General features: G+C 34.5%; 14 protein-coding genes and 1 pseudogene. 7 read left to right on the top strand and 8 right to left on the bottom strand.

Translation table 11 applies throughout. From position 1 onward, the window contains the following. Positions 1-107: 107 nt before the first annotated feature. Positions 108-701: pseudogene (locus JNUCC52_RS07725) on the top strand (transposase); the annotation flags it as partial. Positions 702-825: 124 nt separating this feature from the next. Here the strand turns inward: JNUCC52_RS07725 and JNUCC52_RS07730 are convergent. The 4 genes from JNUCC52_RS07730 to JNUCC52_RS23175 form a co-directional block, all read right to left on the bottom strand. Next, positions 826-1389, bottom strand: coding sequence for a DUF6241 domain-containing protein (locus JNUCC52_RS07730; RefSeq protein ID WP_337981859.1), 564 nt, complete (start codon positions 1387-1389; stop codon positions 826-828). 390 nt (positions 1390-1779) lie between these two features. Continuing rightward, positions 1780-2472, bottom strand: a complete 693-nt coding sequence (gene bacL2, locus JNUCC52_RS07735) for a BacL2 family protein (RefSeq protein WP_337981860.1) — start codon at positions 2470-2472, stop codon at positions 1780-1782. Between the two features lie 655 nt (positions 2473-3127). Further along, positions 3128-3427 carry a hypothetical protein gene (locus JNUCC52_RS07740; protein ID WP_337981861.1) on the bottom strand — a complete coding sequence of 100 codons (300 nt, stop codon included), beginning with the start codon at positions 3425-3427 and terminating at the stop codon, positions 3128-3130. 257 nt (positions 3428-3684) lie between these two features. Next, positions 3685-3816: a hypothetical protein gene (locus JNUCC52_RS23175; RefSeq protein WP_443136921.1), complete on the bottom strand. Its 132-nt coding sequence runs from the start codon at positions 3814-3816 to the stop codon at positions 3685-3687. A gap of 1475 nt (positions 3817-5291) precedes the next feature. On the opposite strand from JNUCC52_RS23175, the gene JNUCC52_RS07745 reads away from it, so the two are divergent. The 5 genes from JNUCC52_RS07745 (at position 5292) to JNUCC52_RS07765 (ending at position 9191) form a co-directional block, all read left to right on the top strand. Beyond that, a complete protein-coding gene (locus JNUCC52_RS07745; RefSeq protein WP_337981862.1) occupies positions 5292-5669 on the top strand; it encodes a hypothetical protein in 378 nt (125 codons plus the stop codon). Positions 5670-6485: 816 nt separating this feature from the next. After that, on the top strand, positions 6486-6845 hold the full coding sequence (locus tag JNUCC52_RS07750) for a GntR family transcriptional regulator (protein ID WP_337981863.1): 360 nt from the start codon (positions 6486-6488) through the stop codon (positions 6843-6845). A 3-nt stretch (positions 6846-6848) separates the two neighbouring features. After that, positions 6849-7715: an ABC transporter ATP-binding protein gene (locus JNUCC52_RS07755; RefSeq protein ID WP_337981864.1), complete on the top strand. Its 867-nt coding sequence runs from the start codon at positions 6849-6851 to the stop codon at positions 7713-7715. Further along, positions 7712-8407, top strand: a complete 696-nt coding sequence (locus tag JNUCC52_RS07760) for a hypothetical protein (RefSeq protein ID WP_337981865.1) — start codon at positions 7712-7714, stop codon at positions 8405-8407. The genes JNUCC52_RS07755 and JNUCC52_RS07760 overlap by 4 nt, the downstream gene beginning before the upstream one ends. A 64-nt stretch (positions 8408-8471) precedes the next feature. Beyond that, on the top strand, positions 8472-9191 hold the full coding sequence (locus JNUCC52_RS07765) for a CPBP family intramembrane glutamic endopeptidase (protein WP_217270248.1): 720 nt from the start codon (positions 8472-8474) through the stop codon (positions 9189-9191). Positions 9192-9346: 155 nt separating this feature from the next. Here the strand turns inward: JNUCC52_RS07765 and JNUCC52_RS07770 are convergent, their stop codons facing one another. The 4 genes from JNUCC52_RS07770 to JNUCC52_RS07785 form a co-directional block, all read right to left on the bottom strand. Further along, positions 9347-10471 carry a Gfo/Idh/MocA family protein gene (locus tag JNUCC52_RS07770; protein ID WP_139860578.1) on the bottom strand — a complete coding sequence of 375 codons (1125 nt, stop codon included), beginning with the start codon at positions 10469-10471 and terminating at the stop codon, positions 9347-9349. A gap of 29 nt (positions 10472-10500) precedes the next feature. Further along, positions 10501-11331, bottom strand: coding sequence for a carbohydrate ABC transporter permease (locus tag JNUCC52_RS07775; RefSeq protein WP_337981866.1), 831 nt, complete (start codon positions 11329-11331; stop codon positions 10501-10503). Next, the gene (locus JNUCC52_RS07780; protein ID WP_173478158.1) at positions 11331-12221 is read right to left on the bottom strand and encodes a carbohydrate ABC transporter permease; all 891 of its coding nucleotides are present in this window, start codon (positions 12219-12221) and stop codon (positions 11331-11333) included. Before JNUCC52_RS07780 ends, JNUCC52_RS07775 begins: the two co-directional genes overlap by 1 nt. Before the next feature lie 182 nt (positions 12222-12403). Then, entirely contained in the window at positions 12404-13741 is a 1338-nt protein-coding gene (locus tag JNUCC52_RS07785; RefSeq protein WP_173478157.1) for an ABC transporter substrate-binding protein, read from the bottom strand. Between the two features lie 968 nt (positions 13742-14709). Between JNUCC52_RS07785 and JNUCC52_RS07790 the strand changes: the two genes are divergently transcribed. Beyond that, complete coding sequence (locus tag JNUCC52_RS07790; protein WP_337981867.1) at positions 14710-16815, top strand: sialidase family protein; 2106 nt, start codon at positions 14710-14712, stop codon at positions 16813-16815. Positions 16816-16901: the final 86 nt, after the last annotated feature.

Here is a 16901-nt window from a genome sequence, read left to right on the forward strand (position 1 = left end):
CGTTCTGTGCTTTCCCGCAGGAGTCGCCCGCCCTTCGCTCCAATCAACTTGATATGAATTGCTATCAATCAACTATAAATAAAATAATCTATTTGAGGTGATGGAAAATGATGTCGAAAAATCAAATCAATGAACGTGACCAATTAGAAATGCTGACAATTGACCAATTGGTGCCACAAGACCATTTAGTTCGAAAACTAGAGGCAGCGACTGATTTTTCGTTTATCTATCCATTAGTGGAAAACCTCTATTCATCTATAGGACGTCCAAGTATTGACCCCGTTGTTCTCTTTAAAATGACCTTTATTCAATACGTTTTTGGTATTCGCTCTATGCGTCAAACTATCAAAGAAATTGAAACGAATATGGCCTATCGCTGGTTTTTAGGTTTTGGCTTCCATACAGAAGTTCCTCACTTCTCTACCTTCGGTAAAAATTATGCACGACGTTTCCAAGACACAAATGTGTTTGAACAAATATTCTATCGTATTCTAAAAGAAATTATGAATCGAGGGCTCCTTCATGCGGACCATGTATTTATTGATTCGACGCATGTAAAAGCGAGCGCCAATAAACGAAAGTATGATAAAAAAGTCGTTCGAAAAGAAACACGTGCTTATGAAGAGAAACTCCAACTGGAATTAAATATTGATCGTGAAGCAAACGGAAAAAAGCCCTACCCTCCAGAGAAATTTGAAAAAGCAATGATTAAATAATAATTTCACAAAGGGTTCGTATTTTCATTACGGATCTTTTGTTTTGTTAGTATATGGGAAAGGGGATTGTTACAGACTAGTAAATGGCTTACAAATAGAAAAATAGCACTCATCGCTGAGCGCCATAGTTTGTTTCATTTTGAATGTCAGATTTATTTCCGAAATATTCTTTTTTATAATATTCTTCCTCCTCTGGAGTCGACAAACGAGTTGCTTTTCCTGGAGCGTTTTCATTTCCGCCTTGATGCATTTTCCATATTTGATTATGGTCGTCAACGGCGTTTGAAAAATCACCTTTCGACCATCTTTCCAAAATGGGAATGTAAAGATCGTTATGTTCATAATCGTTCATTTTACATACAGCCAACAATCGGTCAACTTTTTCTTGTGTTATTTGCGTGTGACCCCACTGAGCACCAGATTGAACCTTTTGGTGAGACATGCTGTGAATGGCTTCGCTCACCTTTTGTTCACCTAAATTATTAGGATATAGCAGTTCTTCCTCTGTAACTTTTTTATCTTCAAGTGGTTCTCCAGAATTTTCAACAACAGGTGATTTTTCTTTTTCAGGAACAGGTTTCTCCGTTTGTTCGGTGAATTTAATGTAACTAAAAATCCCAAAAATGACCATCATTACAATGATAACGATAGTCGCCTTTGTTTTTCTTTTCATGTTATTACCCCTCAATAATTTTTTATTGGTTTATATTATGTAATTAGGATAATAATAACACAACATTGAAATAACCTGTAGTTATGGCAATGAAAACTCGACACATACAGTATACGTGACAGGTACTCTCCGGTATATAAAGTACCTATATGAGCGCAGAATTACACTGATTAATTTAAATTTCAACACTTATGATAAATGTTGAAATTCTAATCGTCATTATTCATTTCATCTTACCTTTTATAAAGCCTAATAGAAACTTAAATGGCGTATTCCAGCCCTAAAAAAGAACGTATGTTCTTTTTTAGGCAGTGTAATACAAGCAGATTCATTCTTTAACCAGCTTAAGTTCAATATTAAAAGGAGGTTAAAGGTGGGAAAAAGTACCGATTATAAAGAAGATCTTTCGTTCATGAATTTTGCAAATGATTCTTTTGATCGCTGAATCAGTTTTCTAAACTTCGGATTGTTAGAATCTGCTTCCCCTGTTGCAATAGCTAAAGCATCTCCCTTGTAACCTAACGCCATGAATCGAATTATATTAGCATACCTTTCGTTTACTCTTGCGAATTCAGAAATAATTGAAGCTTCTTCTATTTGGTCAAGAAATTTGTCTTCTGTTGAAACTACTTTCCAGTTTAAAAGATTTGCAAGCGTTGTTTCTTCCTCTGACTCAGAACCTCCTATTTTTCTGTCCAGTGAGTCCAATCTTGCTGATTCGTACGAAACACCATCTTTATCATCTTTGTTTCCCTTTGTTTTATATTGATTCCATGTATGCTTTTCAGCAAAGTCAAACCTACGAATTACGATATTCTTGAAAGTGGAACCACCAACTTGAAATGATTCAACTGCTTCCCACAGATTTTGCATGAATCGTGACTCGAAGTCTTCTTTTGGAATCTCTAGACCGTAGTTTCTTGGTTTTAAATACGCATTGTTTATGCATTTACTAATATAACTCTTCATTTCTTCGAATACGTTTGATAGAATCGTTTCTTTTTTGTATATTTCCGTCTCTTTTGCATATAATTCCACCATTTTTTCTAAATCACACCATAATGAAACGTTTGATTTATTCATTATTTTTACCTCCTTTTGGTAAATATGGTTATAAAAGGAGATGTGTTTGTTTTTTTTTTTTTGTGACACTCGGTGTGTAAAAAAACTATTTTTTAAACTAGTAACAATATTCAATATGAAAAATTATCCACTAGGATTATTTAGAGAACGTACGTTCCTGTTTTAATTGTATACAATTTTATATTAAATTTCCACAATGTGATGTGAGAAAAAATGAGTATATATAATTTAAATGATAATTTTTCTTATTAATCATTAGGCTAATCCTCCATACTTCATTTTAAAAACGAAAAAGCCTTTCTCGAAGGAAAGGCTTTTTTTAATCTTCCGTGCTACAGTAAAACGAACAAATTTTACATTTTAGTATTAATTCTAAGCTTTTTTACAACGTCGTTAGGTAAGGGTAATAGATTAAATAATATTCTCAACATATTTACAGACATCGACTCTTTTAATAGATGTTGGCTTGAAATAAAGCTTAATTAAAAATTTTATTCCATCTTTATTAATAGCAAATACAAAACCTCCATTTTGAAGGAGGTTTACATTTTATCTAAGTATATTTCTATCATTGGACTGTTTATATTTTCTTTTGAAAAAGTAATATTTTATACTATAATCGCTACAAAAAACATACTACCAACAATGTTGTCCTCTACTTATTACAAATTCTTTCTATGCTATCAACACGACCTTCAAGTGTAGCTAGAGTTGAATTTATCGATAGCAAAGCTGTTATGGTTTGCTCTTGAGATTCATTACTGCGTTCCAGGTGAGACATTAGTTGTTGTTCACGTATTTTTGATTCTTTTCGATACTCTTCGTAAAGATCAATTAATTTAATTTCCCTTTTTACATTTTCAATCCGCATTTCCCTTATAACTGCCACTGTTAATAAAATACACAAAATTGCCCAAACCACTTGTGATGTTGCTATTTCTGTTAAAAATTCCATTTTGCACCTCCTATTCTAATCAAAATAATAAGAATGTAGATATAGGCGCTAAATATTTCAACGCCTTCAAATCCTAGTTCGCCCTTATTAGATGTGAAAAGGTTTTTGTAATCTGTGACTACAAGGAAATTTCCACATTTGTATATTTGGATATTCTCTTATTTATTACAATTTTTTGTATCTGATTACTTAAATACTTCCACTAAGCCAGAAAGACTGGTAAAATGCCGACGATATCTAAATCAGCGTCATAATCGTCAATAATGATTGCAGGTAACCAGTGAACACTTCTGCCCCCTGCAAACTACGCTCTTAACCACTACTAAATCAGAAGTAATCATAGCTGCATCTGTAATGATTGAAGTTGTTGGCGGTACATCAATAAAGATAAAATCGTAATCTTTTTTTTATGGTTCAATTAACGAAGAAAAATATTGAACACGGGCTGTAGGGGACTTCTTCTCTAAGAAGCGAGGGTATAATGCGAAATCGCTAAAGCGTAGCAGTAGATATAGATTTCTTTTACCTCTGTCACGATTTGAGGGAGAGGTCCTCTTCTTGAATCGCAGTCATTGCATTTACTTGAGGACCCCAATCACATAAAAGCACCTTATACCCTTTCACTGATAATGCATGTGCAATCATTGTACTTGTTCGTCGTCTTGCCTGTCCTAACTTTCGAATAAACAGTCCTGACTTAAAAGTACATTTTGTTATAAAGATCGAACCCTACGAAGTGTTTGATTTTTGTCTTGAATTTTTCACATTAAAAAGAATTCATTCCTGTAATTACAGATGAGTTCTTGAAATATTACAAAACATAAACCTCTTCATTTACATACCATTATCAACGTTAAAGACTGTTAGAATATTCCACCATCTGCTCCTCTTGTATATTTTTTTGGTTTCAAACCCTTCTGAATTTTAAAGAACGCTATACTTTTATGTTGTATGTACTAATCTTTTATTATGCGTTTTGACCCCCTTTTGAAGTCGGTGATTAGACCCGAATTATTTGTACGGCATTTTTTTCTTGTTCATAGCTAAAAGCTCTTTGTAATCCCTCGCATAACAAAGGGTTTTAAAATTAAAAAACGACGAATAGTTTTCATCGTCAACGCATCCGCTATCATCCCTATTTGACAAACTTTTCAATTTCAGAAAACCTTTCCGCGTTCAGTTGATGCGTCACAGCATATATTTCGCCTTCTCCATTATGGATAATCTCAACTTCAATATCATTCACTATCTGATTCATATTTCCCAATTCTTTAAGCATATTATCATCGGTCGGTTTCCATTGATCGGCAAATTCCGCTGATTCCTTCGCTTCGCCGTTAGATTCTATATGTGCCTTACGAAGGAATTGACTATGTGAGATGTAACTTGATGGAAGAAATTCGAGAGTTCCTTTTCTATTTCATTGCTTTCTTTAATCAATTGTTTCGGAAATTCTCTAATGACACTTGTACCTTCAAGTAAAATTCGAAACCTTCGTCGTTGTTCGTCTCCTTCAATTTTTAGTCGTTCATCGGTTCAGAAAGCATCACATTCATTTGCGAAGCCTATTCGTCCAATTCTTTGTCATACAATTAGCAGAATTTTTATTCATGGAAGGACTAGTATTAGGATTTGAAAATTGTCGACCAAGTCGATTATGGCATCCTTCGGGTCGTCTTTCTTTTATTTTAATATTTTTTCCATGTAACGTCACAGAAGGAGATATTCACGTTACATATATAGTGTAAGCAGTAAAGCAAACGCCATTTCTCGTAGTTAACTCACTTGTACACATTTTATGGGTGAATTTTGACCTAAATATGTCGTTAAACTGTTAAAAACTTTGGAAAGAAGGTATTTTATTATGTCAACATTTTCTCGTAGTAAATCTATCAAAGGTGCAGCAAATGCAGGAGGACAAGGAGTTTTCACTCTTACCGTAGTAGGTAGCGACAAAAGTGGCTCAAATTACGATGTAGCTTGTACATTGGACACTGAGTTTTTCAGTGGGGTACAAGGAACTTTACGAATTCAATCTATCGTAAATGGCTCGTGGTATACTCATCGTGAATACACTGGTAATATTCCTGTTGCAAATTTCCCAGCAAATTTCAATGGTGATGGTCGTTTGAACTACACGTTTGCTAGCGTTACTGATGCCAACCGCAGTCAAATGCGTATTCAAGCAACAGTGGCTGGTATAACTTGGGCTATCGACCCTTGGAACGAAGGTAATATGTAATATCCGAGCACGAGTCCATTAATTGGGCTCGTTTTTTGTGTTTAGTAAGAAACGAACGGAGAAGTGATTTATTCACTATAAATGCTATTGGTGGTATGTTAATTGTTTTACCTGGATAATTCACCTTCTTATTTGCCCTTCCCAACCAAGTAAAGATTTATTTGCAAATAAAAAATAAAAATTAATAAAAATTACCTTCAGACTTTATTTATCACCAAATGCAAAAACTCCATTTTGAAAATAGCTTAATCAAAATGCAGTTAAACTTTATTCCACTCTATATTTAACAATAATATCCATAAATATTCCTCAACAATTTGGTCCTATTGTTGAAGAAAAAAAGATGAAAGGTCTATTCATTATTCCTTTAGACTTATTCATGACCATAATCACTTTCGATAATACGACTAATCGCTACCGTACTATGTTGATCATGCAATACAAATAAACAAAAATATTTCTCCAAACTTCGCTCTGTAAGCGAGTTTTCCCTTTGATTTTTTACTCGTCCTCAATCTTTTTCTCTCTTCCCCCGCGCTCAATCTCCTATTATTGTCTTATGAATTCTGCTTTGAACTGAACTTTCTCTCAGCTTCCAGCATATCCTTCACCTTTTTCAAATCTGTAAGTCTTTCACAGTATTTATGGTAGACCTTTCCATCTTCTTTTCCATAACAGTAAACCTTATTTACTGATTCCAACTTTATTCGTTCCGCACATTTAAAGAAAAATTTACCAACTATAAATTGACAATTTAATTATTACGTTGTATGGTTAGTTACATAAGTAATGAACCAATTAACTAGGAGGTGGATTGTGATTTATTCTTTAAGCAATGAAAAACCAATTTTCCAACAAATTCGTGAACGGATTGTAGATGCAATACTTGATGGGCAACTACAATCTGAAGATCGCATTCCATCGACAAATGAATTTGCAAAAGAATATCAAATTAATCCTGCAACTGCAGGAAAGGGCGTGAACGAATTAGTGGAAAAGGGTGTCATTTATAAAAAACGAGGTGTAGGTATGTTTGTTAGTCCTGACGCACGGAAAATTTTAATAGCCGAACGGAAGGAAATTTTCTTTGCTCAACATATTGAACCATTAAAAAAAGAAGCAATCCGTTTAGGTATCTCAGATGAAGAATTACAAAATATGTTACAGAGGGGATAACGTATGAAGATCGATGTGAGTAATGTAAGTAAGTTGTATAAGCAAAAGTATGCTTTAAAAAATGTATCATTCACTCTAGAAGGGCCTAAAATTATTGGTTTGTTAGGTCATAATGGCGCTGGTAAAACAACATTCCTCAATCTTTTAGCAGGGCTTATTGCGACAACCGAAGGACAAATTTGTTTCAATGGCGAGAATGTTTTTAATGCTCCAGTGATATTGCGAGACATTTGTTATGTCGCTGAGAGTAGGAATTTTCAAGAAGATATGACAGTTGCGCAAAGTTTAAAAGCCAATAGTTTTTTCTATCCAAAGTGGGATGGTGAGCTTGCAAATGAGCTTCTGCAAGTGTTTGCTCTTCATCCAAAATATAAGGTGCGCAATCTTTCGAAAGGGATGGCCTCTGCACTCGGTATTATAACAGGGTTTGCTAGTAATGCAACAATCACAATATTTGATGAACCCTATATTGGATTAGATGTTGCTGCAAGAAATACATTTTATGATTTATTAATAGAACAACAAATAGAAAACCCAAGGCTATTTCTTTTATCGACACATTTAATAGATGAAGCTAGTGAATTGTTTGAGGAAATTCTTATCCTGCACGAAGGTGAAATATTGCTTCAAAAAACCGTAGAAGAATGGGAAAAATATATCGTTGCAGTTAAAGGCAGCACACAAGATGTCGAGCACGCAATCAAAGACTTTGAAGTAATTTACATGCACACTTTTATGCAGGAGATGACCGCCATTGTATATGCAGATGGTCATGTTATTGAAGGAGATAACATCACGCTAGAAAATGTATCTTTACAAGACCTATTAGTGTATTTAAGTAAGCAGCAGAAAGCGAGGCTAGCGAAATGAAAACAGTACAAGGTAGCTTATACGTTTTATTTCAAAGCTATAAAAAAAGTAATATTATTTTTTGGATGATTGTGTTTTCAATCGTCATTTTATCTTTTTTCATCGACGCCTTTTTTGGACAGTATGTATCCTTTGCTATGACGATTTCAATACCTGTTTATATTTTTTACAGTATAAAGGGAGCAAAAATTTTAAATAACACTTTGCCTTATTTTTTGAAGCTTGGTTTAAGTCGTATGCAGTATATGTGCAATGTTGGCTTATTTTTCATCGTATGGAGCCTTGCTGGTGCATTTGTAATCGCTTGTACACATAAAATCATAGCCCTCATTTCTAACCTATTAAATTATGACAATATGATCATCGTCCACCCTATTTTATTTTTCAGCAATTCTGATTCATTTTTATTAACAATGTCGATGGATACCGTGTTACTTCTATTCTGTTTAACTTCAAGCTTGCTTTTAAATGTCATCTTTTACCGCTTTGGTACATTGGGTGGCTATAGCTTTATTGGATTACTTGCGTTGATTCCGATCATGATGGTTATTTTCGAATGGTATACACCGCTGTTTGAATTAGTTTCGAACACTTCTGCTTTTTCTATCATCGCTAGCTTACTAGCTATTATCATTTTTATCTATATCTTAATCTCTAGTGCGTTACGAAAAGCTTCTGCAATCCCATCATAAAACCGTGCATTCAAACATTAAATAAAGAAAAGTAAAATCATTAACTTTGAAGGGAATCGACGAAATGAAAAAAATCATTTTGAAAATTATTGGTTTAGAAATGCTTCTCATAATTTTTTATGTTGTAAATGGGGCATTCGTATCCATTCAACAGCCATCAAGCCCTTTTTTACAATTTGCTTTGTTGATTCCTTTGGCAATTGGCCTCTTTCTTTATATTGCTATCAAAAAGAAATGGCGCCATTACTTCTTCATTGGCATCAATAAAGAAAATATTATCGTATACTCACCGCTCCTTATCGTGTTATGTATTATTTTAATTGGTACAAAAGGTTTGAATTTTGCATCCATTAGCGATTTACTACTTATGTTGTTGATGCAAATGTTTATTGTTGCGTTTATTGAAGAAACCATTTTTAGAGGCATCCTACTTCGTATGTTACTACCTAAGGGAACCTTTGTTGCGGTATGGATTTCGAGCATACTGTTTGGCATCACCCATGCATTGCAGCTAATTGGAGGGCAATCTATTGAGGATACAATCATTCAAATTATATATGCACTCCTAGTAGGTCTCGTTCTTTCGTTACTAATTATCGATGGGCAATCCATTATTTTGACGATTCTCTTCCATGGTTTGAATAATTTCTTTAACTTTATGGGAAATGCAGAAAGTTCTATGCTAACTGCGTATATTATCATTTTTGTTCTATTTGTTTATATGTTGGTTTTATGGCGACGTGTTAAGAAAAAGGCAGCCATCCAACCGTTGCCAACTTTATAATCTTATAAAATAGCACCTTCGATGAGGAGTTGTTTTTTTGATTAATAAGATACAGATTGTTGTAGTGAAAGGAATAGGGCATTACTATGGGCTTGTCCTGTAAAGGATGCCCGCTAATAATGCCCGAATTAAATCATTTTATTCAACATTAAAAATTACTTTTGATAAACACCTTTAGATGTAATCTCGTCAACACTAACTTTTCGATCTTCATTCAATGACAATGTAAGAGCATCTGCTGTCGCAATAGAGGCTCTCGCTGCAGTACCGTCCAATAGAGGAATAAATTCTTCTTCTACCTCTGCACCTTGCATAATGCTATGGAAATACTTCATTTCTTTTTCCATAATCGAGTTCAGCCACATTGGCGGTGTTTGATTTGGTTTACCATAGGCAATCGCTTGATCAGACTTTAACCCACTATAGATTCTTGTACGATCCTCATCTTCTTCTTTCGATTCATGCAGTAAATATCTTTCTTCTTTTTCTGGCGTTTTTAAAACGACTTTTACATCTTGCAAATCGATTAAAATGGCACCTTTTGTTCCTTGGATTTTTACAAAATGATCGCTCCATCTAAAGGCAGATCCATATTGTAATGTTGCAAATCGTTTATTTTCAAATTCAAGCGTGATTAGCAGCATATCATCTTCATCACCAAATTGTTCCCCTTGATGCGCAACATTTCCGCCAACCATCGATACACGTTTAGCTGGACCCATTAAAAACTGAATAAAATCAAGTTCATGAATATGATGATATAAATGACCGCCTGAAAGTTCTCTTTGTTTTTTCCAGCTTACTTCTTTTTGTGCTTCTTCCCAGCCATTTCGTTCTGCATGGCAGAAAAGAATTTCACCAATTTCACCTTCATTAATCAATCTTTTCGCTGTCCGTACCCCGTTCATAAAATTCATAACATGCCCTGCCATAAACGTCACGTCGTTTCGCTTCGTAGCTTCAATCATCTCATTGCAATCTTCATAGGATAAAGCAATTGGCTTTTCACAAAATACATGTTTGTTATTTTGAGCAGCACTTAACACGGGATGCTTATGAAATCCATTTGGTGAAGCGATAATAATCGCATCTATATCTGAACGTTGACACAATGCTTCAACATCAGGTTCAACTTCACACTCTAGCTCTGCAGCTACAGCTTCTGCATTATTTGGATCATATACCGCTACAATTTTTGCATCTTCTAAACGGTTCAGTATTCTTGCAAGACCAGCGCCAAAATAGCCAGTCCCTACTACTCCATAGTTGATTTGACTCATAATTAATCTCCTCTCAATTTAAACAATTATTATTTTCCTGCTCCATCCGATAAACCGCCTGCAATCTTATTTTGGATAATCATGAAGAATATAATAGAAGGTAAAATGACAATTACCGATGCGGCCATCATTTCTCCCCAGTCCAAAACTTCTGAGCCTGTTAAGGAATACAATGCCACTGATATAGGCATCTTTTCAGAACTATTTATAAGAAGCAAGGCAAATAAAAACTCATTCCACGTATTGATAAAAGTATAAATAGCAGTTGCCACCACACCTGGTGCTACAATTGGCAGCACGACTTGCAAAAAGGTGCGCACTATTCCAGCTCCATCTACCTTTGCCGCTTCCTCTATTTCTAACGGCACAGTTTGAAAGAATCCAATAAGCATCCATATCGCATAAGGAATGGAAAAGGAAAGATATGTGATAACTAGTCCTGTCCATGTATTTACTAAACCTACTGATACGATAATAATCGAATATGGAACAGCCAAAAGAATAGGCGGGAACATATAAGTAGTAATTAAAATTTTCGTCATTTTCTTTCCAGCCTTTGGAAAGAAACGGACAATGCCGTATGCCCCTAATGCGGACACTACGATGGTAATGAAAGTCGCTGAAAATGATACTAATAAACTATTTTTTATATTGGTAGTAAACGATAAGTCATTTAATACTCTGAAATAGTAATCAAATGTTATATTTTCAGGTAAGAATGAAAGTGGATTATTAGCCATTTCCCCTGAGGACTTTACTGACGATAAAATAATCCACAGTAACGGGAAGACCGACACGATGGCTAATAAAGTCAAATAAATATAATTCAATGTTGTAGATAGTTTGCTTTTTCCTACCATTATCGATCCTCCCTTTCCCATTTATCGAGTAATTTAAAGTATAAGAAACAAATACCAAGTAAAAACAATAATAGAATAACAGTAATAGCAGAAGCGACACCAAGCTGCTTCATTCCCCATCCTGCTTTAAATGCGAAGATTGGTAGCGTTGTCGTAATATCTGAAGGTCCCCCACCAGTAATTAAGTATAGGATATCAAAGTTATTAAAGACCCAAATCGTTCTTAGAACTAACAGTAACCCGATAACGACACGAATATGTCTAAGCGTAATATGCCAAAATACTTGGAAGGAGGATGCCCCATCCATTTGGGCTGCTTCGTACTGTTCTGATGGAACTGTCTTTAAGGCTGATAAAATATTTACCATAAACAATGGTGCACCAAACCAAATATTGATTAATACTACAACAATAAAAGCTAAATCTGGATTAGCCAGAAAGTTAATATTTGCGTCTGTTATTCCGAGCTTCGTAAGTAAATTAGGTATAAAACCGTATACATCGTTTAGAATATACTTCCATGAAAAGGCAATGACGATTGCTGGAAATGCCCACGGAATAATCAATAAAGTTCGGTAAAGTCCCGTGAATTTTGGAATTCTATTTAAGGCTAACGCAGCAGTGAAACCAACAAATAATTGCCCTGCTAACGACAAAACAGTCCATTTGATTGAATTGAGAAAAGCCCTATAAAAATCTGGATTAGTTAAAACAAATTTGAAGTTATCTAACCATACAAAATCATAAAATGGACGGATTAAATTTTTCGAAGTAAAACTAAAATAGATACTCGAAAAAATCGGATAGATTAATAGTAAAATAACGATTAGTACAGAAGGTAAAACGAACAGCATACCTGTCCAATTAAAAGACTTAAGCTTTTTTTCCATGTCACGTCTCCTTCCCTGTTATGTAATGACCTGTTACTGCAGTTACACTTTAGCTAAATTGCTTCCACTTTATTTCGAGACATCACACATTGAAAAAGTGGAGAACTTCTGCAAAACAAGTTAAAAAACAAACGCTCTCATCATTTATGAGAGCGTCGTAAGTTGTGTAGTCCGAGCTCTGCTTATTTACCTAACATCTTAAATAAGTCATTTAATTCCTTTTCGGCCTTTTCCGCAGCTTCGTTTACAGGTACATCTTTCAGTACAATATCTTGGAACATTTTCTCAATAACGCCTTGACTCACGATAATACCTGATTGTAAGGTTGGACCATTCTCCATACCGATTGCAGTCCCTTTATCTACGGCTGCGCTAATTACTTTAACGGCATGATCAAATTTCTGGATTGTCGGATTATTTAAGAATGCTGGGTCCTCCGCAATGTCTTTTAAAGCTGGTAACATACCCGCTGGTACTGAATGTAAAAACTTAATGTATTCTTCTTTTTCATATAAGCTTTCTACAAATGCCTTAGCAATTTCAGGATGCTTACTATTTTTCCACACTACAACTGGAATGTTTGATGTTTCAATTCCGTTTTCTGGATCATTCGCATTTATTTTTGGCATAGGTGCAGCATCAATTTTATCCAGCAACTGTGGAGAATTCGTTTCTACTCCGCCGATTTGGAAACCGCTATTAAAGTCAAATGCAGTTTTTCCTTGATAGTATAAATTAGCCTGATCTAATACTTTGTAATTGACTGAGCCTTCAGGCGATGTCGTTTTATACATATTGATCCAATAATTGATACCATCAATTGCAGCTTTACTCGTTAAGTTTGCTTTTCCATCTTTCGTTATTAACGTTTCACCAGCAGAACGCACATAAAAATTTAGGAATCGTGTTGCCATCATATCGCCCGATCCCATCGGCACTGATAATCCATACACATCAGGCGCATTATTTAACTTTTTAGCAGTTTCATATAGCTCATCCCATGTTTTTGGAACTTCCAATCCTGCTGCTTCTAATAAATCTTTTCTATACCACATAACTTGAGCATGAGAATACAGTGGTATCGAGTAATTATTTTCATCCACTGTTCCTTCTTGTAATGGAGCTTCATAAAAACGATCTCTACCAATGTTATCAATAACATCATTCAATGGTACAAGCGCATCAACATCGATTAATTCAACGACATGGTTTGGTAATGCTGTACTCACATCTGGAACTTGTCCAGATTGCAAACCTGTCGTCCATTTCGTATAAAATTCAGGCCATGCAAACGTTTCAATTTTTATTTTTACTTTCGGGTGTTCTTTCACAAATGAATCTGCAGCTGCTTGCATAAATTCAAGTCTCGGCCCTTGTGTAAAGGAATGCCAAACTGTAATTTCCCCTTCAAATTCCCCTGAAGAACTTTGGCTGGTTGTAGCTTCTTTTTCTCCACTGCTACAAGCAGTAATAATCATCATAGCTAATACGGCAAAAAGCACTAATAATTTCTTTTTCATTCAAATACCTCCCATTAAATATTTTTAAATATGAAAAGAACAAATTTATAACAATGCTTGTATTACGATTAGCAATTGCTCCATCAATTCAATTAGTATGTAATTCCTTGCTGGAATTTCTTCAATGGAGCACTTACACTTCCCACGAGAAAATAGAATGCACCAATACCTGTTTTAATTTCTATCAACTTCTTACTAGATAGATTAGGTAAGCCATAAGACTGAACTTTCAGAAATATCCAGTTAAAGAAAAGCGTGCAACGCCATACATTCCTCTGTTAACGATGTTCCTAGGTATGCAAATCATGTAAGTTTTTATTTAAGATCCCAACTTCACTAAACTATAGTTCCCAGTTCTCTTACAGCAGAATACATGTATACACCATCGTCACAACAAGCATAAAAAGCTGGAAAAATTCATTTTAATCTCTCTAATGTCATTTTTCACCCTCCCAATATTCATTTTTTATCTGTTACCGCTTTCAACTGAAATATACCAAATTAAAATTTAATTGTAAATAATTTTCTTTATATTTTAAAATTTTGAAAAAAAAATCCACCAAAATTCAGCATCTTTTCATCCATTGCTTTTAAGGAAAATTGTAAGCAATGTATGGTTTCATAGCGTTTTTAGTATGAATAATTATGTGCTTTTATTTAAGTATTTATTAAAAATGTTAATGTTGAGAATTTTCGGAATATATGTATAATTCACTTGTGTACGCATTTCATTTGAGAAAAATATATTCCTATTTTGCAATATGTAGGTTTAAATACTTATTACTCAATATGTTTCATGCGTTAATTTTATATGGAGGTGGTACTATTCATTTTTGTCTTTTTACTGTAAAAACACAAAACAAATCTAGTAACTTACAGCTAAAATGTTCTAACTTTCGCTTTACAAATTTAGCCTGTAGGAGTATAGCGTAAATCTTGGAAAATCTAAAAATTTGAGGAGGCTTAATATGAAATATCCTTTTAAAGTAATCGGTATCTCTACACTGCTTTTAGGGCTAGGCTTTAGCCAAATAAGTCCAACTTATGCAAGTGCAGAAACTAATGTTATTAATAATCAAGTGCAATCTGTTAGTACACCCATTTTTGAAAGAAATAATATAGTGTTAAATAGCCAAGGTTTAGATGTGACAAATGACCTGCAACAAGCCCTGACATCGGATAGTTCCACAATAATTATTAAGTTTAAGTCTAATAATCAAAATGCATTACAAGCTTTGTTTGGCATATCAAATAAAAATACTGGTTATAAAAATAATTATTTTGATATTTTTTTACGAAATAACGGTGAATTGGGTGTTGAAGTTAGAGACGCTAATGCAAATATAAATTATTTGATTGCAAGGCCTGCATCACTATGGGGCAAGGACGAGAATGGAGAAGTGTCTAACACGGTAGCATTTGTTTCTAACGCACAACAAGGTAGTTACGCGTTGTATGCAAATGGTGAAAAAGTTGTAGAGAGTAAGGTTTCATTGTTTAAAGCGATTAACAACATTACTGGCGCAAATTCCATTGTTTTAGGTGGCGTTAATCGAGCAGGGGCACTAGACTTTAAATTTAATGGAGAAATAGAGTCACTCAAAATCTATAATGAAGCACTACCTGATGCCCAACTACTAAATGACACAACCAATGCAACTACGGACAATTTGATTTTCAAGGCTGGGGATGCAACAAAAGCGAATTATTTCAGAATTCCTGCTTTATATACGCTAAGTAATGGCAGAGTTCTGGCAAGTGTGGATGCTAGATACGGAGGGACACATGACTCTAAAAGCAAAATAAATATTGCTACCTCTTATAGTGATGATAATGGGGTAACTTGGTCCAATCCTAAACTAGCCTTAAAATTTGATGACTATGCAGAACAAACAATTGATTGGCCTAGGGATGATGTAGGAAAAAATATTCAGATAAGTGGTAGTGCTTCTTTTATAGATTCCGCATTAGTACAAGATAAACAGAATAATAAGGTCATTTTAATGTCTGATTTTATGCCAGCAGGAATAGGAAATCAAAATGCATTAAAAACGGATTCAGGCTACAAATCTATCAATGGACAGTTCTATCTAAAATTAAAGTATGGCTCTGAAACTGCCTATAATTATTCGATTCGTGAAAACGGTGTAATTTATAATGATACTTCAAATACACCAACTGAATATAGTGTGGATAATTACTACAATTTAAAAAAGAACAATGAATATTTAAATGTGGAGCAGTACTCTGTTAAATTTGAAAATGGTAATCTCATTGAGTACAAAAATGGCAATCAAGTGAAAATGAATATCTTTTATAAAGATTCCATCTTGAAAATCACACCTACAAATTATATTGGGTATACGACAAGTGATAATTCAGGGGAAACTTGGAATGCACCTGTATTATTACCGCCATTCCTTGGCGTAAATTCTAACGCTTCGTACTTAAGCCCTGGACAAGGTTTGGTCTTAACAGACACGAATCGTATAATTTTTTCCTCATATGCAAGTAAGCAAATGGTCTATATTATTAGCGACGACAACGGACAAACTTGGACACATAAAACCGCTCCACTGCCGTTTACTAATGCCACGGCTGAAGCACAAATGGTGGAAATTCAACCAGGTGTTATTCAAACGTATTTAAGAACAACAACAGGTAAAATTGGCTATATGACGAGTTTAGATAGTGGAGATAGTTGGAGTGAAGTGAAATATCTCGACATCGTGCAAAATACCTCTTATGGTACACAACTGTCAATTATTAAATATTCTCAGCTCATCAATGGCAAAGAAGCAGTAATATTAAGTACGCCGAATTCCACAAATGGCCGAAGAAATGGACAGTTATGGGTAGGTTTTATTGATAAAGCTACAAACACAATCGACTGGAATCACAAGTATGATGTCGATTATCCGCAATATGGCTATTCGTATTCCGCACTTACCGAGTTACCAAATCATAAAATTGGCTTATTGTATGAAAAATACGATGCGTGGTCTCGAAATGAGTTACATTTAAAAAATGTTTTAAAATACACTACTTTAACTATAGATGACATTATGAATTGAATTAGCTAAACTATTCTTGATTCATCGAGACGGAGTAAAAGCATGTCAAGGCGCTTTTAAAGCCCTTGACATGTTTTAACTAATTG

The sequence above is a fragment of the Lysinibacillus sp. JNUCC-52 genome, from assembly GCF_015999545.1.
Lineage (GTDB): Bacteria > Bacillota > Bacilli > Bacillales_A > Planococcaceae > Lysinibacillus.